Consider the following 18,103-nt stretch of genomic DNA (forward strand, 5'->3'; position numbering starts at 1 on the left):
TTCCTTATTCTATAATTTTCTAAATTTACTTAATTGGTTTCTTGATTAATAACATAAATTTCTGCATCATTAGATTGCAACTCACTGCATTTATAACGCCAAAAAGCCTGTGATAAATTCTCTTTCAAGCGTAAAGGAAAGACCCATTTACCAAGCCCATAAATACACTCCACAAATTGCGTGGCATGCTCATTACTGCGCGCATGTTCAACCTTACCGGCTGAAAATAGTGGCGAAATAGCTTGATAGCCTAAATGTAAAGGCACAAGCCAACCGCGCCCTTGTTTAACTGATGTAGTTTGCCAATGATCTTTTTCTTGAGGATGATGATGTAACATTGCGGTTTCAATCAAGGCATCAAGCGCTGTAGCATTAGGATCTTGTTGCTGTAATTCCGCAGTGATATCTTGTAAATCTTGTGGTGCTTCAACTAAAACAAATGCGGGTAATAGTGCATTGATTAAGTGTTTATTTGATTCTGATGCAGAATATAGCGCGACTGATTCAATATCGACAACGTGCCCACCAGCAACACGTTGCTGGTAAAGTTTTTGTTTCATCTGTTGGATGAATGCTTGCTGCTCATCTGCATCATCTAATGTTTCACGATCTTCAATTTTTACCTCAACAAGTAATGAAACATCTAGATGAACTCGCCCTTCTTCAATAATTGAACGAGTACTACCATTTTTAGCTAGTGGATTGCGTGTTAATCGAAAAGTATAATCCGCATAGTTGTTTGGCCGATAAATTTGTACATCACATTCATGACATGCAATTAACACACCATCTAAGTAAATAGGATTTTCTGATTCAATTTTACGACTTAAAGCATGAATAGCGCCTAAAAACCCCGAAATAGCAGGAAAGCCATACGTTAATGGGCTAGAAATTGCATTAGCATTATGAATTTTGACATGATCAAATAATAAATAATAACGTAATGATGCCATTAAAAGATCCCCTCCCTTTTTCGTTGACTTGCTTTCACCGCAGCACTAAATTCGCGGCGCCATTCGCTAAATTCAGGATCGGCAAATTGCTGTTTAATATTTTTAAATTTTTCTTTTAAAGCATTTTGAACCCAATTTGCAAAACTCTTTTCTAGACTTTGTTGCCAATCACCTTGTTCATACTGCTTTTTAAAATCCTCTTCATTCTCTAATTGGGCTCGCTGTGGATCAAGCCAAAGTTTTTCATGAAAATCGAGAGAATAATCACGGCTCCAACCGGCTGGTTGAGTAGTTTGAATATGGCGAGCAAACTTAAGTAGTAATGATAAAATCACCGCAAACGCATCTTTACGATCATCTCTTTCTTCTACAATATTTTTTGGTGCTTCAACCATATCAAACAATAACCTAAAACCAAATCGACAAAAATATTGCAGTGCATTATTGAAAATTGTTTCTTGTTGTTTAGAAATGGATGGGAATTGAGATTTTTCAAATATAGGAGGCATAGAGGGTAATAAAAAATTGCGTCCTCCCTGATTACTGGTTAATTGACTTACTCCCTGTGGATTGCTACCGCCCAATTTAACTACCGCTAAATGATGAAATGAAAAATAAGACTGATGTTTAATATCTTTAATTCGTCGTTGTTCACGTGCTTTTTTATTTTCATCTGAAAATCGTGATTGTACTTTTTGATAAACCAAATGACACAATGAACTAGGATGTAACGGAATTAACAATCGATAATTATTGTCTTGCTGTGATAAATAAGTTTCTTCACTATTGGGCCAATATAATTGCTTATTAAGCTCCGAGGCTTTAGGGTTATCGAAATCATTAAAGATTGCTTTTTTAAAATTAGTTAAATAAAGCAATGCTTTTTCTTTATCGTCAGAAAGCGCAGCTAAAACAGCAGGGTGATCATTTACAATCAATTGCAAAAATGTCACATCTTCTATAACAAATTGATTTAATAAAGAAAAAACATCAAGAGCGGCAGCATTGCCTGAACAATCAAGCGGAAGGGTTGTAGGTGTAGCTGAAGAAACATATAGCTGCTCAATCGGTTGGGATTGTGTTGAATAATTGATATTATCGCCAAGACTTGAAGAATGTATGCTTTTGCTATTATTAGTACCCATTGATATCCATGAGATCCTTCTGGTGGCAGCATCTTCCATCCACGTTTCAAAATCAAACCGTTTAGCGAGTTCAGCTAACTTTTGCTGAGCTTCATTCACTGCAACCTGATCTCCTAGCTCTTTTGCTTTTTCTAGCTTAGCGGTTTCGCTTTTATAGCTACTATTATTGGCAAGTCGCTGTTGCAGAAAATCTACAATTATTTTTCTTATATCTTGCCAAGAAATATTATTCATTGGCCCTCCTTATATTTTTGCAAATTTAAAATAAAAAAGGCTTATATCATCATATATAAGCCTCTTAATTTAATACTATGCTGCTTTATATTTTAAATATAACTTCAATATATTTAATGCGTTGTTGTTATAAACCCATTTTTTATGAGAATTTAAAGAGCGATACTTAGATTGTTCTAGTTCTAAATTCTTAATTAGATATTTGACTTCTTTAGTCGTCGAAATATTTAGAATTTTCATTATATCTCGAATCAAATAATATTTAACTTTACTACTTTGTTTGAGCGCATCGTTAGCTGATGATATATTGATATTAAATAATTTTAATTTAATTGACCAAATATTTTTTATTGAAAATTGACATTCGATTGTTAACCTTTTATTCTTGAACACAAATTTTTTCTCCAATTAGCGTTGTTGATGAAATTTTAAACCCTAGATGGGGGAACATCTGGGGTTTTATCTTTTAATAAGCTGTTTTATTTTCATTTTTAACATAAAAAAACAAACAACTTTGATTAATATAAATACAAAAAAAGAAAATGTCAAATATTAATCGTAATGTGGGAATATTGAAAATGAAACCGCCTATTCGGCGGTGAAATAATTATAACGATTACACTCAATCGTAATGTTTTCTAAACTGCTTATACAGCAGTGTCATCAAGTATAAAAGAATTACCTCACTTTTACTAGCAACCATTATTCACCTGACGATATTTTGTCAAAAAGTTTCAGGTAACTATATGTTTCAGTATAAAAACAAGATTCTTTTATCCTTTCTTTTTATAAAATCCTAAATAAGGATGAAAATACCAACTGCAATTGCGATATAAGCTTACGCTACAAAATTCATTCGCTAATCGATATGGCGTTTTATTTGGAAAATATTCGGCTATTTTTGCTATGGCTTGCTCGACACTATTAATTAGCCAAGGTTGGATGTTAGGATTAGCAAATGACCAGTCTTTATATTCAATTATACTATTTTGTGTATCTTTACAGCAGTCATCTGGCGTTTGCCATGCAATATCTGCATAGCTAAATTGGTGATTTCCATCATCGTCAAGTTGGCAAATATATTCATCTTGTGTCTTATCATTCCCTCTAAATGGTGAAATTGCCTGTAAATGCACGCAATGGTGATGAGCTAAGCCTTGTTGCCAATAGCTAGTCACATAATTACTTTTACGGGCATTAATTGCAAACAGATCTGCCATGACTTTATGTTCTAATTCAGCTAGCGTTAGTCCATCTTCAGGGCAAGAATGAATACGTGGAACCGCATCAACATTTACTAACTGATGCTCAGGAATTAGTTCATTTGTTTTATGGGTTTTCAGCAAGAATAATGGCTTTTCTTCAAAACCTGGTTTAGTAAAACAGGCTTGATCTGTTCGATAATTAGATTCAATTGCTTTTAAATTCGATCCTAATATGGCTACATTAGCTTTTTGTGCAATTTTTTGTGGCCGGTGACGCCATACCCGTCCAACTAACTGAATAATAGATCGCATGGATGAGGGTTCTACAATCGCCCAATCATAATCATGATCGCGCCCGACTTCGGTGACTGGCGTGCCTATCACAATAAAGATATGATTTTCTTTCTTGCTACTTTTTATAGCCTGGAAAATTTCGGGTTGGCTAAATAGTGCTTGTTCATCACTGCGATTTAAAATTCTATCGAGTTTTTCTTCTAATTGGCTACGCAATAACAGCAGTTGCCGAGCATGATAGACCACGATATGAAAAGCGGTATCATTAGGTAACTTCTTTTGTTCATAAATTTGTTGTGTAAGTGAAATAACATCTTCTATATGGGCAAAACGCATTAAACCAATACTAACTTTTTTTTGTGATTTTTTATCTATTTGATGATGATCTTGGTGAAATTGATAAGCTTGATCTAATAGTTGTTTAGCCAGTACAGCATAATTGAATTTTTGATTCTCTGTTTTATTTTCTTGGTAATTTAATAGATCTAAAATATGCCCTTGGCGACGGATTGCACTTTGTGCTAATTGATGAATGCGTGTTGCTACAAATTGTTGATGGTGCTCGCTAAACGTTTTAGTATCAGCAATTTGTGATATCGACTGTTGATATTCATCAAACCAGCCACATACAATAGTATTATCGGCATATTGTTTATTTTGATTCCAAATTTTTCGCCCGGCTTGGTAAGCGTCAAATAATCCGGCAATTAAATCTGGTGTTAAAGTCGCCGATGACAGTAGTACTTTGCTCCCAAACAATCCGGCTAAATGCACTAAACGCGCTAGCGCTGGCAAGTCGTGTTGATCAAAATCATCGGGTTCATCTAAAATCAGATCTGAGGTTAACAATCTTAACGTTGGTGCAATATATTTACCGCCTCGGCTACATTCGCTAGCTTGAATAATATGGTCAATTGTGCATGTCACAATAGGCGCATAAAGTAATTGCCGTGCTTTACTATCTTCGATAATAGTACCTAATTCACAATCAGCAATACCACTTTCTGCTACATCAATATATTCATCAAGTAACGATTCGATAGATTCACTACCTTGGTTTTCTGATTTTTTTTGAGAATCGTTTTGTTCAATGTCTTCATTACTCAGTTCAAACAAGGTTTTTGTGGCTCGCCCACCCACTAAAATCGCCAGATGTTCATCACTTAAGTGTAATCTTTCTCTTAATGCTTTACCTGTTTGCAACGTTAAAACACGTAATCCCAATGCAATGGTAAAACGAACGCCCCGTTTTGGATTTGAAAGCGCATACATAATCCGCCCATTGGCTAAGGTTTTACCACAGCCAGTCGATGCCATGTTAACACCAAAAAAGCCACATTCCTCAGATTGTTGTTGATAACTTTTTGCTAAATCAAAAGCATGATTTTGCCATTGGAATCGTTTTATAGTTGTTCGTTTGGTAAAAGGTTTATGTTGATTGATTGCGGGTAATTCCGTGGTTATTTTAGGTAATAAACGAGCAAAACGGGCTGAAAAATTAGCAACACCGACCAAATGATCATCCAAACACTGTTTGGCTTCTTTTTGGTAATTTGTGTTGGCAATCAGTATTGCCCTATTTTTTTTTGCCTCGTCATTTGATAAAGATAAACTTGAGTAGTTATGATCAGCCACCATTAAGCTTAAACGTGAAATATGCAATAAAAACGCGTCAATATTAGACAATTGCATTAAAGGCACATGATTTAAGGCTTTGGCTGCATAGCGACTTAGTTTTTTCAGCCAAGGCTGACTTAAGGTAATATCACTTTTAAGCTGCCAAAAATCGTTGGGTGAAGTGTGTTGACTATGACTATTTTTAACCCATTTATCAATTGCCTTAAATGTTTTATAAAAACTTCGGATAGTTAAACCAGATATATCAAAATCTATTTTCTGTAAATTTTTAATATCCCCCGTTAATGAATCTGGTAAAAACGGCATTCTATGATGCGACACAATGAGCCACGCAATCCATTGTGCCAATAATGGTAACTGCGTAAGATCATTTTTTTCAACTTTGGTAAGCTGCTTGTACCAATTAGGATGTTGTTGTTGATATTGAGTAAAATGCGCTAATCGATTAAATAAGGCTTCGTTGGTGGTGCAGTCTTGAATCATTAATAAAAATAATTGCAACGAAATCCATTCATGTCGGTAAGGATCAGCAGCCACAGCCGTTTCTGCTCGTAATTTAGATTGAAAACCAACCGTTGCTTTGCCTAAATCATGAAGTAGGGCTGCCATAGTTGTGATCAATTGAATAGCGGTTGCATATTGCCAACAATTTTCGCTGTCACTGCGCAAAATATTACGTTTAGTACGATTAGTTGGGACTCGTCCTTCTTGATTAAACTGACTGCGATCACCCACAATCCACAAAAGATCAGTTAAATTTTTACCATGTGTCCAATAACATGCAACAGCAGTATTTTTGCGTGCGGTTTTGCGTAATAATTTATAAAGCGTTTGTAGCCCAGCTTCGGTCATTGGGCTTTGCCATGTTCGTTCACCGCAGCGCTCAGCGAACTGATCAATTATGCGACGCGTTTCGGTTAATGCATTCTTTTTGCATTGACTAACAAGTAAAATATTCATATTTGATCTGCTATCTGTTTTAAAGTATCAATAATCCTATCAAGTGCACCTAATTGGGCAAATTGCGCAATACATGCCATACGAAATTCTTTTTCACTGTCGCCTTGTTTGGCTGATAAAAAGGCTTGAGGTAACACAATGCCATCTTTAATAATATCTGCCGCATCAAAAACTAAGCCACCACGCCGAGTTTTTCCGTGTAAAATAGCCAGCCCATGTGGTAAACCTAATACCCAACAAGCCGTTGCGCCAAGGCCATAGGCTAAATAGTTACCATGATCTAAAAATTGATTAGCGGGATCATGACTTTTGCCTCGTGTGCCTTGTTCTCGTTTAAATTTGTCATCTTGTAAGGTTAATTGATTTGCCATGCCATAAAGACGTTTGCTAATTCGCCCTTCTGCAGCTAAAAGTGCTTGGCTTTTATCAACATCGGTAAATTGTTGTGTTGCATCAGTAAGAATATGCGCTAACTGCGTTGTATCAACATCCCAATCAAATTGCGGCCAACATTCACTAATAATATTAAGCCGTGTTTGTTGTAATAATTTAGCTGCTTGTAATCGACGTTTGTCATCAAACCAAAATTGACACCAACTTTGTAGGTATTCTGTCGGACGATATTCACTTTGTGGTGAAAAAAACTGACAGGCAAATTCAGATTCGGTTGATGAAAATAGAGGCGTTCCACCTCCACCACAAAAGCCAATCATAACACCTGCTCGTGAAAGCTCTCGCACTGCCGCTTGCGTCAATGATGTTCCCGTACCTAATAAAATACAGGTGGTATTTGCTATTGGGATATTCCAATATAACGACTGCTGACCTTGCTCAGTCACATACTCAACTCGTCCACCATTAACCAAAACACGACAATGCTCTAAATAATAAATATTGGCTCGCTTGGAATGCATGATCGTTTTTAGATCAGAAGCATGAATCATATCCATGATGATAACTGATTAAATTAATTGAAATATAACAAACAAATTAACATTATTTTATATTAAAAACGAGCATTTTATTGTCTATTACGAGCAATTGAGTGATTGCAAAGGTATTAGATTATGGCGGGAATTTTTAAAGACGAGCGATGCTCGTCTTTATCTTTGTGATTAGCAATAAAGTTGCTGTAATGGCGTTACAGTTTGTGCCGGATCGTAATTAAGTGCCGCAGTTGTGGCATAGGCAGCATTCATGGTGGTATCGTAATGTACCTTATATTGAATGGCACTTCGACGCAATACTTTTGAGGCTTCAATAGCTGCTCGTCCAGAGGTGGTATTAAGAATATAGCTGTATTCGCCATTTTTTATATAGTCATGAATATTTGGTCGGCCTTCGTTTTCTTTTTTTACAATTTGGCATGGTAGATCTGCTTGTTGTAACACTTTTGCCGTGCCGATAGTTGCGTCAATACTAAATCCATGCGCAATTAATCGTTTAGCAACTTCTAACAGCCTTGTTTTATCCTGATCACGAACCGATAATAATGCTTTTCCTGATTTTTTCATATTCGATAGGCTACCAAGTTGCGCTTTAGCAAAGGCTTCAGCAAAGGTTTTACCGATTCCCATCACTTCCCCCGTTGAGCGCATTTCTGGACCTAAGATTGGATCAACTCCACTAAATTTATTAAATGGCAATACTACTTCTTTTACTGAATAATAAGGAGGGATCACCTCTTTAGTCACATTTTGCTTGGCAAGTGATTGCCCTGTCATGACGCGAGCGGCAATTTTAGCCAGTGGTAAACCTGTTGCTTTTGAGACAAACGGTACGGTACGTGCTGCACGAGGATTAATTTCAATCAGATAAATTTGGTTATCTTTGATGGCAAATTGTCCATTCATTAAGCCTTTTACATTAAGTTCAAGTGCCAATTGTTTGGCCTGCTGGCGTAGTTTATCTAAAATATCTGCACTTAAGGTGTGAGTTGGCAGTGAGCAAGCGGAATCACCAGAGTGAATGCCTGCTTGTTCAATATGTTCCATAATGCCACCAATCACAATTTGTTCGCCATCAGCAATCACATCAATATCAACTTCAATGGCATCATCTAAAAAGTGATCGAGTAAAACAGGCGCATTATTTGATTCGCTTACGGCTGTTTTAAAATAACGACGTAAATCTTGTTCATTATAAACAATTTCCATTGCGCGACCCCCTAATACATAAGAAGGTCTAACCACTAATGGATAACCTATTTTTTCTGCTTTGATGACTGCCTCATTAATATCAGTCACTGTTGCGTTGACAGGTTGTTTTAATTTCAGTTTATCGACGACTTCTTGAAAGCGTTTGCGATCTTCGGCTTTATCGATAGCGTCAGGTGAGGTACCAATAATTGGTAGCCCAGCTGCTTCAAGTGCACGGGCGAGTTTTAGCGGTGTTTGTCCACCATATTGCACAATAACACCATTTGGCTTTTCAACATGCGCAATCTCAAGCACATCTTCAAGCGTGACTGGCTCAAAATAGAGGCGATCAGAAGTATCATAATCGGTTGACACAGTTTCTGGGTTACAGTTAACCATAATGGTTTCATAACCATCCTCACGCAGAGCTAATGCCGCATGCACACAGCAATAATCAAACTCGATACCTTGACCAATTCGATTAGGACCACCACCTAGGATCATAATTTTTTTACGGTTAAATTGAGGATTGGCTTCACACTCTTGCTCATAGGTTGAATAAAGGTAAGCAGTATCCGTTGCAAATTCGGCCGCACAGGTATCTACCCGTTTATAAACAGGATGAATATGATATTGATAACGTAAATCGCGAACCGATTGCTCGGTGGTATTAAGTAGTTTGGCAATGCGTAAATCTGAAAAACCTTTACGTTTTAATTGCCATAATGTTTCTGGATCGAGTTGTGCAAGTGACTGCTCTTTTAGCTTGTTTTCAAAATTAACCAGCTCTTCAATTTGCACTAAAAACCAACGATCTATATTGGTTAATGTAAAAATCTCATCTAAACTCAATCCAGCCCTAAAGGCATCGGCAATATACCAAATACGATCGGCACCCGCTTCTTGGAGTTCATAACGAATTTTGGTGATATTTTTTTCATCGGTATAATCATCAATTTTAGGATCAAAACCTGAAGCGCCAACTTCAAGCCCTCGCAATGCTTTTTGTAATGATTCTTGGAAAGTACGCCCAATAGCCATGACTTCACCAACCGATTTCATTTGCGTGGTTAAACGATCGTTACAGCCCGCAAATTTTTCAAAATTAAAGCGTGGGATTTTAGTGACCACATAATCAATCGACGGTTCAAATGAGGCGGGGGTTTTACCGCCAGTAATATCATTAGATAATTCATCAAGAGTGTAACCAACTGCCAACTTAGCTGCAATTTTAGCAATTGGAAAACCGGTAGCTTTAGAAGCTAACGCTGATGAACGTGATACTCGCGGATTCATTTCAATAACAATTAATCGCCCTGTTTTAGGATCGACCGAGAATTGTACATTGGAGCCACCGGTTTCAACGCCAATTTCACGCAGTACGGCAATTGATGCATTACGCATGATTTGATACTCTTTATCTGTCAATGTTTGTGCTGGCGCAACGGTAATTGAATCACCGGTATGAATCCCCATTGGATCGAAGTTTTCAATTGAGCAAACAATAATGCAATTGTCATTTTTGTCTCGCACCACTTCCATTTCGTACTCTTTCCAACCTATTAATGACTCATCAATGAGCAGTTCATTAGTCGGTGAAAGATCGAGCCCACGGGTACAGATTTCTTCAAATTCTTCTGTGTTATACGCAATTCCACCCCCTGTTCCCCCCATGGTAAAAGACGGGCGAATAATACAAGGAAAACCAACCTGCTCAAGAACGGCATACGCTTCTTTAAGCGAATGAGCAATGCCTGATCTTGCTGTATCAAGACCAATTTTTTTCATAGCCTCATCAAAACGTTTGCGATCTTCGGCTTTATCTATAGCATCGGCTGTTGCGCCAATCATTTCGACATTAAACTCTTTTAATACGCCTTGCTTTTCGAGCTCTAATGCACAATTTAGCGCTGTTTGCCCGCCCATAGTAGGTAAAATAGCATCGGGTCTTTCTTGTTCAATAATCTTGCGAACGGATGTCCAATGAATTGGCTCGATATAAGTTGCATCGGCCATTTCAGGATCCGTCATGATAGTAGCAGGATTGGAGTTAACTAAAATAACGCGATAGCCTTCTTCACGTAGCGCCTTACATGCTTGTGCACCCGAATAATCAAATTCACATGCTTGACCAATAACAATTGGGCCTGCGCCAATAATTAATATACTTTTGATATCTGTTCGCTTAGCCATAATTATTGCTCCTGCTTATAAATTTTAATTAACTCAATAAAGTGATCAAAAAGAGGTGCGGCATCATGCGGCCCGGGACTGGCTTCTGGGTGACCTTGGAAGCTAAAAGCTGGTTTTTGGTTGTGATGAATACCTTGCAGTGAACCATCGAACAGTGATTTATGCGTCGCGCGTAAATGATCGGGTAAACTTGCTTCATCTACTGCAAAACCATGGTTTTGTGCGGTAATCATCACCTGATTATTTTCCAGATCTTTCACAGGGTGATTTCCGCCATGGTGACCAAACTTCATTTTGATCGTTTTGGCACCACATGCCAGCGCTAAAAGTTGATGGCCTAAGCAGATGCCAAAGATAGGAATATCAGTGTTTAAAAACTGCTTAATAGCCTCAATTGCATAACTGCAAGGGGCGGGATCACCTGGACCATTAGATAAAAATATTCCGTCGGGCTTTAATGCAAGGACTTCTTTGGCTGTTGTTTTAGCTGGTACGACTGTTAATTTACAACCACGCTCAACTAACATACGCAAAATATTGCGTTTTACGCCAAAGTCATAGGCAACAACATGGTATGGTAATTGGGTATCTGGTATTGGATTAGTCTGCTGTTGTAGCCCTGTCCATAATATTCCTTCAGTCCAAATATAACTTGTTGAACACGTCACTTCTTTAGCTAAATCAAGCCCACTTAATCCTTTAAAATTTATCGCCTGCTGTTTGGCTATTTCGGCTTTTTCAAGTAAGGTCTTTTTATCCGTTGCCGTTATGATAACACCATGCTGTGCCCCTTTTTCACGCAAAATACGCGTTAAGCGCCGTGTATCAATATCAGCAATGGCAATAACATTATGCTTTTTTAAATAGCTGGAAAGATCGAGTTCGCTTCTGTAGTTGCTAGCTAATAATGGCAAATCACGAATAACCAGCCCTTTTGCATAAACTTGACCGGATTCGGCATCATCATCATTTGTCCCTACATTACCAATATGAGGATAGGTCAATGTAACCAATTGTTCACAGTAAGAGGGATCGGTAAGAATTTCTTGATAGCCGGTCATTGAGGTATTAAAAACCACTTCTCCAACAGTTTGACCATCAGCACCAATGGATTTTCCGATAAATTGCGAACCATCTTGTAACATAAGCAGGGCATAAGTTTGCATGATTAAAAAGACCTTTTGAATAATTTATCGATATTTTTGAATATAAATTCAAATTCACTTATCTATAAAGATACAATAATTGACCATTTTATTACACTTTTTTGTACAAAAGAAGCAATATTATAAAAATTATCTTAATAAATAAGTCTAATTTTTGAGACACTTCTCAATATAAAGATAAAATATTGGGATTATTATAATGTTTAACTTGAATTTGCATAATTATTCAAATAGAATTATTTGAATAATTACGGTTATTAGGAGCAATATTATGTACGGTTTTTATCAGCGCCATTTTTTACGATTACTCGACTTTAGCCCTAGTGAAATCAATCAATTAATTAATCTTGCTATTGAATTAAAACAAGCCAAACAACAAGGGCAAGAACAACAACATTTGATAGGTAAAAATATTGCATTAATTTTTGAGAAAGACTCTACCCGTACTCGTTGTGCTTTCGAGGTTGGTGCATTTGATCAAGGTGCTAATGTCACTTATTTAGGACCAAGTGGTAGTCAAATTGGGCATAAAGAGTCAATTGCAGATACCGCGCGCGTACTGGGTCGAATGTATGACGGAATTGAGTATCGTGGTTATGGTCAACAAATTGTTGAAATGTTAGCAAAATATGCAGGGGTGCCAGTTTGGAATGGTCTGACGACCGAAGCACATCCAACCCAAATATTAGCTGATTTTATGACAATGAAAGAGCATATAGGAGATCGCCCATTAAGCAGTATTAAATTTGCCTATTTAGGCGATGCTCGGAATAATATGGGAAATTCATTAATGGAAGGTGCTGCGTTAATGGGGATGGAAATTCGATTAGTGGCCCCAAAAGCTTGTCAGCCGGAAGCCGAACTTGTGCAAAAATGCCAAGATATTGCCAAAACAACCGGTGCCAAAATTATCTTAACTGAAGATGTTACTTTGGGCGTTAAAGATGTTGATTTTTTATACACTGATGTATGGGTCTCAATGGGGGAGCCAAAAGAAGTCTGGGATGAACGAGTTAAATTATTAACGCCTTATCAAGTAAATGAAAATGTAATCAAACTTACCAATAATCCCAATGTCAAATTCATGCACTGCTTGCCAGCTTTTCATGATACCAATACGACAGTGGGCAAACAGATGGCAGCACAATATGGTTTAATCAATGGGCTTGAAGTAACTAATGACGTATTTGAATCTGAGCATAGTATTGTATTTGACGAGGCGGAAAACAGGCTACATACCATTAAAGCGGTAATGGTTGCAACATTAACCAAAGACGAATAATATTATCACAATCAATACAAAGGTGTTTTGTTAAAATAAGCGCCTTTCTTTTTGCCGACTTAATGTCGGCATAATTTTATCTAACAAGAATATTGAATCATGACCAAACAAGAGCGAAATAAAGATTTTAAAAAATACCTAAAACTGACCAATCCCATTCATTTCTTAGCAGTAGGATTGGGTAGTGGCATGTCACCGATTATGCCAGGTACCATGGGTTCATTAATGGCAATCCCGTTATGGCTTTTGTTTTATGGATTACAGCCAGCTTTATACTGGATATTTATTTTAGTGACTTTTATTTTTGGTTGTTTTATTTGTCAAAAAACCTCGGATGATACACATACTCACGATTCAGGGCATATCGTTTGGGATGAATTTGTCGGCATGTGGATCACCTTATTTTTTATTCCGCAACTTTCAGTTATGTGGGTTGCCATAGCTTTTGTGGCATTTAGAGTGTTTGACATGGCAAAACCTTGGCCAATTCGCTGGTTTGATAAACGTGTACCGGGTGGATTTGGCATTATGGTAGATGATGTGCTTGCTGCTATCTTTTCATCATTCACCGTTTATGCCATGACATTGATTATTTAAGATGAAATTTTATACTAAAACAAATGTTTTCCTGAAAGTTTTTGACAAAATTAGACTAAAACATCTTTTGTGACCAACCTAATTTAGTTGAAAGATTATTAAAGTAATCATAATCTTTGGTATGAATCAAATTAAATTCATACGATGAACGACGAATAATTACATCCTGTGTTGGTTTGACCGGTAAAATAATTTGGCTATCACAGGCAATATTTATATCAAGCGCAGTCGTTGGAAATTTAAGATGAATAGGATTATCTCCCTTAATAACTAATGGCCTAACTGCTAACGAATGCGGAAACATTGGCGTAATAATTAATGCGTCTAAATGAGGCGCTAAAATAGGTCCACCCGCTGATAGTGAATAAGCAGTAGAGCCTGTCGGTGTTGCAATAATCAATCCATCAGCTCGCTGTGAAAACGCATTGCGTTCATTAATGTAAACATCGTAGTCAATCATATGGGCAACCGTATTGGGGGTCACAACAATTTCGTTCACAGCAAAACTTGAATTAATTAAATTGCCTTCATCATAAATAGAAACTTCTAGTAAAAAGCGAGGATCATTGTCATATTCGCCGGCAATCACTGGGCTTAATTGTTCAATCACTTGTTCGTGTGATATGTCGGTTAAAAAACCTAAATTGCCACGATTGACCCCGATCACTTTAATTTTATATGGTGATAAGTAACGCGCAGAACGTAACATATTACCATCCCCTCCCACAACAATGGCTAAGTCAGCTTGCTGGCCAATTGTTTCTAAAGAAGCATAATGGCTAACGGGAAATTGAATATGGTCCGCCAAGCGCTCTTCAACTAACACACGAATGCCAAGTTTAACAAGCCAATCATAAAGCACTTGATGAGTTTCAATTGCTTCTAACTTACGCGGAAGTCCAATTAGACCAATGCATTTAAACGGTGTTCGCATAAAATATCCTTGTAATTTGTTACATAAAAAAATCTGTATTTTTTTGTCACAGGTCAAAAAATTACATATCAATGTGCCAATAAGCTTGTAATCATAAAAATTGTCCCCATAATAACCGTTATTCACTAAGTTTTCGACTACATTATTTGGAGTACCTTATGACAGAACAAGATAAAAATACGTCAGAAAATGAAACTAGCATTGACACACCAGCAGAAGAAACAATCGAACAACAAGCAGCGTCACAGCCAAATCTTGAAGAGCAATTAAGTGCAAAAGATGCACGCATTGCAGAACTTGAACAAGCGTTGCAATTAGCTAAAAAAAATGAAAGTGAAGCGATGATTCGTGCTCGAGCTGAAATTGATAATGTTCGTAAACGTGTTGAGCAAGATGTTGATAAAGCACGTAAATTCGCATTGGAAAAATTCTCTAATGAATTATTACCAGTTATTGATAATCTAGAACGCGCTTTAGAATCAACAGACAAAGCTAATCCAGAACATAAGGCCACTGTGGAAGGGTTAGAATTGACATTAAAATCATTCTTAGATACGGTCAAAAAATTTGGTATTGAAGTGATTGATACCGAAGATTCACAATTAAATCCTGATGTGCACCAAGCAATTAGCATGGTTGAATCACCAGAACATCAATCAGGTCAAATCGTTAATACGATTCAAAAAGGTTATACCTTAAATGGTCGTTTAATTCGTCCTGCGATGGTCATTGTTGCTAAATAGTTTAGTTCAAAAGGGTTAACCGCCATCGCTTTGGCGGTTAATTTTATTTATTCCGTTGCTCTTCACGAGTAATTTTTTTCATTTTTTGCTCGATTCGTTGACGTTTTAATGGTGAAAGATAATCAACAAATAGTTTACCTTTTAAGTGATCCATTTCGTGTTGAATACAGATAGCAAGTAGTTCATCGGCGTCAATTTCATAAGGATTACCATTACGATCAAGTGCTTTAATTTTGATTTTTTCAGCCCTTGGTACAAACCCGCGACAATCAGGTACTGATAGGCAACCTTCTTCTATACCGGTCTCACCTTCTTGGCTAATAACTTCTGGATTGATAATCACATAAACTTGACTTTTATCTTCTGATACATCAATCACAATAATTTGCTCATGCACATCCACTTGAGTTGACGCAAGGCCGATTCCGTTTTCGGCGTACATAGTTTCAATCATATTATCAATGATCGTTTGTAACTCTGGTGTGAACTGGGTAACAGGCTTAGCAACTTTGCGAAGTCGCTCATCAGGAAAACGTAATACCGGTAAAATAGCCATAAATTATTCGATCTACTCCTCAAATTTTAGGTTTATTCAAACTTTTCCACATTGTAAACATTTATCATACTGATGAATAGTCTTTGTTGGCTATTGCTAGTATTTATCTTATCAATTCAAGATAGTTAAATTATTTAACATGAGTACAAAAAAGTTATGATGAGTAAATATGAGTTCTTATTGCGAATTTCAATGCTTGGACATGGCAAACAAGCTATTTTTAAAAGAATTGGACAACTTGTTGCAAATGATTTACCTGATAACATACAAAATGTGCCTTTTTTGTTAGATAAGCTAGGTTTATTAGATGTTCAATTAGCACGTTTTTATGAAACTTCATATCTTCATCTTGAACCAATACTTGAATGGTTAGATTCACCCGGCCCACAAAAATACCTTATTACCTATTGTGATAGTGATTATCCATTATTACTCAAACAAATTTGCTCCCCGCCTTTGTTACTGTTTGTTTTAGGTAATCGACAGTTATTACATTCTCCTCAATTAGCTATGGTTGGAAGCCGTGAATTTAGTGAATATGGGGCTCAATGGGGGCGATATTTCGCAGGTGAATTGGCTATTAATGGTTTAACCATAACCAGTGGCTTGGCACTGGGGTTAGATGCAATTTGTCATCGTGGTGCACTTGAGGTGTCTGGCCATACAATTGCGGTGTTAGGTAGTGGTTTAGCAAAGATTGCACCAAGATCAAATTTAAACTTAGCAAATGATATTTTGGCGCAAAATGGTGCAATTGTGTCCGAATTTTTGCCATTTGAAAAGGCTAGATCAGTCTATTTCCCTCGTCGAAATCGAATTATTAGTGGATTAAGTTTAGGTACCTTTGTGGTTGAAGCTTCAGAAAAAAGCGGCTCGTTAATTACTGCGCGCTATGCACTTGAGCAAAATCGCGATGTGTTCGCCTTACCCGGTGATATTAATAATGAAAACTGTAGTGGAACACACTATCTAATTAAACAAGGTGCCTATTTAGTTTCTAAACCAGCTGATATTTTAGAGCATTATTGTAGTTATTTATCAGTAGCCAATAACTCGCATAATCAGTTTAAAAAAGAACAAAATAATTCTATTTTGTATCCTGAAATTTTTGCTGTGATTCATCATCAACCTATTCCGGTTGATATAATTGCCCGGCAAATTAATATGTCGATTTCAGAAGTCACGACCAAATTATTAGATATGGAATTAAAAGGATTAATTAAAACAGTGACTGGTGGTTATATTCGTAATAGGACTTTTTAAAAATAGAATTATTTTATTAAAAAATTTTAGAAAAGCATTTAGTTATGAATAAAATCCGCCGATACCCATCGGCGGTATGGCTATTTTTATTTATCTTCAATTTCAAGTGCAATTTCAGATAAGATAATACCCGTGTTGTCAGCATAGATAAAATCACCAGAAAAGAAGGTCACTCCACCAAAGTTTACACGAATATCAATTTCACCAACCCCTTGATCTTCGGCTCCAACAGGAATGGCTGCAAGTGCTTGAATACCAATGTCAGCTTCTGCCAAATAATCAACTTGGCGAACCGCGCCATAAACAATAATGCCTGCCCATTGATTTTGAATAGCGATATCAATCAGTTCAGCATCAATTAATGCACGGCGAACAGAACCACCACCATCAATTACCAAAATTTTACCTGAACCATCTGATTGTAAAATTTCGTATAGTAATCCGTTATCTTCAAAACATTTAACCGTTACTGCTTGACCTGAAAATGATGTCACACCACCAAAATTACTAAATATCGGTTCAACGACATTAATATCTTCAGGGTAATAATCGCAAAGAATTGAAGTATCAAACTCCATCACCTACTCTCCTTTTGCTGTCATTTTTAATTAAATTTAGTATAACGCTAACATTAAGTAAAACGATATTAAATTTAAATAAACGTGAGCTAGCTCAAAATAATACCCAAACAATAAAGTAAATTAGTCAATAAAGCAAGTTTGAGCATCTGTAATAACAAAGGTATCTCATATTTATGTTTATTAAATTGTGAAATCACATCAATATGTTTAATAAATAGCGA

The 18,103-nt window shown here is 36.7% G+C and carries 13 protein-coding genes; 4 read left to right on the forward strand and 9 right to left on the reverse strand.

The window, feature by feature from the left end:
- Positions 1-29 precede the first annotated feature (29 nt).
- The 6 genes from csy2 to carA form a co-directional block, all read right to left on the reverse strand.
- Positions 30-953, reverse strand: a complete 924-nt coding sequence (csy2, locus tag GA0061081_RS05595) for a type I-F CRISPR-associated protein Csy2 (RefSeq protein WP_091347971.1) — start codon at positions 951-953, stop codon at positions 30-32.
- A complete protein-coding gene (gene csy1, locus GA0061081_RS05600) occupies positions 953-2,332 on the reverse strand; it encodes a type I-F CRISPR-associated protein Csy1 (RefSeq protein ID WP_091347974.1) in 1,380 nt (459 codons plus the stop codon). The genes csy2 and csy1 overlap by 1 nt, the downstream gene beginning before the upstream one ends.
- A 773-nt stretch (positions 2,333-3,105) precedes the next feature.
- On the reverse strand, positions 3,106-6,429 hold the full coding sequence (gene cas3f / locus GA0061081_RS05610) for a type I-F CRISPR-associated helicase Cas3f (protein WP_091347980.1): 3,324 nt from the start codon (positions 6,427-6,429) through the stop codon (positions 3,106-3,108).
- Positions 6,426-7,379, reverse strand: a complete 954-nt coding sequence (cas1f, locus tag GA0061081_RS05615; protein ID WP_091347983.1) for a type I-F CRISPR-associated endonuclease Cas1f — start codon at positions 7,377-7,379, stop codon at positions 6,426-6,428. The genes cas3f and cas1f overlap by 4 nt, the downstream gene beginning before the upstream one ends.
- Positions 7,380-7,544: 165 nt before the next feature.
- The gene (gene carB, locus GA0061081_RS05620; protein WP_091347985.1) at positions 7,545-10,760 is read right to left on the reverse strand and encodes a carbamoyl-phosphate synthase large subunit; all 3,216 of its coding nucleotides are present in this window, start codon (positions 10,758-10,760) and stop codon (positions 7,545-7,547) included.
- A gap of 2 nt (positions 10,761-10,762) precedes the next feature.
- Positions 10,763-11,926: a glutamine-hydrolyzing carbamoyl-phosphate synthase small subunit gene (gene carA, locus GA0061081_RS05625; protein ID WP_091347988.1), complete on the reverse strand. Its 1,164-nt coding sequence runs from the start codon at positions 11,924-11,926 to the stop codon at positions 10,763-10,765.
- A 271-nt stretch (positions 11,927-12,197) separates the two neighbouring features.
- Between carA and argF the strand changes: the two genes are divergently transcribed.
- Positions 12,198-13,208 carry an ornithine carbamoyltransferase gene (gene argF / locus GA0061081_RS05630; protein ID WP_091347990.1) on the forward strand — a complete coding sequence of 337 codons (1,011 nt, stop codon included), beginning with the start codon at positions 12,198-12,200 and terminating at the stop codon, positions 13,206-13,208.
- A gap of 99 nt (positions 13,209-13,307) precedes the next feature.
- A complete protein-coding gene (locus GA0061081_RS05635; RefSeq protein WP_085247584.1) occupies positions 13,308-13,805 on the forward strand; it encodes a phosphatidylglycerophosphatase A family protein in 498 nt (165 codons plus the stop codon).
- A gap of 55 nt (positions 13,806-13,860) precedes the next feature.
- Here GA0061081_RS05635 and nadK read toward each other — a convergent pair whose 3' ends face one another.
- Positions 13,861-14,739, reverse strand: coding sequence for an NAD(+) kinase (gene nadK, locus GA0061081_RS05640; RefSeq protein WP_091347994.1), 879 nt, complete (start codon positions 14,737-14,739; stop codon positions 13,861-13,863).
- A 158-nt stretch (positions 14,740-14,897) separates the two neighbouring features.
- Here nadK and grpE point away from each other — a divergent pair, with 158 nt between their 5' ends.
- Positions 14,898-15,482, forward strand: coding sequence for a nucleotide exchange factor GrpE (gene grpE, locus GA0061081_RS05645; protein WP_091347998.1), 585 nt, complete (start codon positions 14,898-14,900; stop codon positions 15,480-15,482).
- 43 nt (positions 15,483-15,525) lie between these two features.
- Here grpE and def read toward each other — a convergent pair whose 3' ends face one another.
- On the reverse strand, positions 15,526-16,038 hold the full coding sequence (gene def / locus GA0061081_RS05650) for a peptide deformylase (RefSeq protein ID WP_091348004.1): 513 nt from the start codon (positions 16,036-16,038) through the stop codon (positions 15,526-15,528).
- 159 nt (positions 16,039-16,197) lie between these two features.
- Here def and dprA point away from each other — a divergent pair, with 159 nt between their 5' ends.
- Positions 16,198-17,301: a DNA-processing protein DprA gene (gene dprA / locus GA0061081_RS05655; protein ID WP_167349311.1), complete on the forward strand. Its 1,104-nt coding sequence runs from the start codon at positions 16,198-16,200 to the stop codon at positions 17,299-17,301.
- 86 nt (positions 17,302-17,387) lie between these two features.
- On the opposite strand, the gene rraA is transcribed toward dprA, so the two are convergent.
- Positions 17,388-17,879, reverse strand: coding sequence for a ribonuclease E activity regulator RraA (gene rraA, locus GA0061081_RS05660; RefSeq protein WP_091348011.1), 492 nt, complete (start codon positions 17,877-17,879; stop codon positions 17,388-17,390).
- Between the last annotated feature and the right edge of the window lie 224 nt (positions 17,880-18,103).

The organism is Gilliamella bombicola (assembly GCF_900094945.1).
GTDB classification, from domain to species: Bacteria; Pseudomonadota; Gammaproteobacteria; order Enterobacterales; family Orbaceae; genus Gilliamella; species Gilliamella bombicola.

Bases quoted from the DNA above. Each gene is read 5' to 3' on its own strand.
- cas3f (WP_091347980.1), bottom strand. From the start codon at position 6,429: ATGAATATTTTACTTGTTAGTCAATGCAAAAAGAATGCATTAACCGAA.
- dprA (WP_167349311.1), top strand. From the start codon at position 16,198: ATGAGTAAATATGAGTTCTTATTGCGAATTTCAATGCTTGGACATGGC.
- carA (WP_091347988.1), bottom strand. From the start codon at position 11,926: ATGCAAACTTATGCCCTGCTTATGTTACAAGATGGTTCGCAATTTATC.
- nadK (WP_091347994.1), bottom strand. From the start codon at position 14,739: ATGCGAACACCGTTTAAATGCATTGGTCTAATTGGACTTCCGCGTAAG.
- argF (WP_091347990.1), top strand. From the start codon at position 12,198: ATGTACGGTTTTTATCAGCGCCATTTTTTACGATTACTCGACTTTAGC.
- carB (WP_091347985.1), bottom strand. From the start codon at position 10,760: ATGGCTAAGCGAACAGATATCAAAAGTATATTAATTATTGGCGCAGGC.
- def (WP_091348004.1), bottom strand. From the start codon at position 16,038: ATGGCTATTTTACCGGTATTACGTTTTCCTGATGAGCGACTTCGCAAA.
- grpE (WP_091347998.1), top strand. From the start codon at position 14,898: ATGACAGAACAAGATAAAAATACGTCAGAAAATGAAACTAGCATTGAC.
- rraA (WP_091348011.1), bottom strand. From the start codon at position 17,879: ATGGAGTTTGATACTTCAATTCTTTGCGATTATTACCCTGAAGATATT.
- cas1f (WP_091347983.1), bottom strand. From the start codon at position 7,379: ATGGATATGATTCATGCTTCTGATCTAAAAACGATCATGCATTCCAAG.
- GA0061081_RS05635 (WP_085247584.1), top strand. From the start codon at position 13,308: ATGACCAAACAAGAGCGAAATAAAGATTTTAAAAAATACCTAAAACTG.
- csy2 (WP_091347971.1), bottom strand. From the start codon at position 953: ATGGCATCATTACGTTATTATTTATTATTTGATCATGTCAAAATTCAT.
- csy1 (WP_091347974.1), bottom strand. From the start codon at position 2,332: ATGAATAATATTTCTTGGCAAGATATAAGAAAAATAATTGTAGATTTT.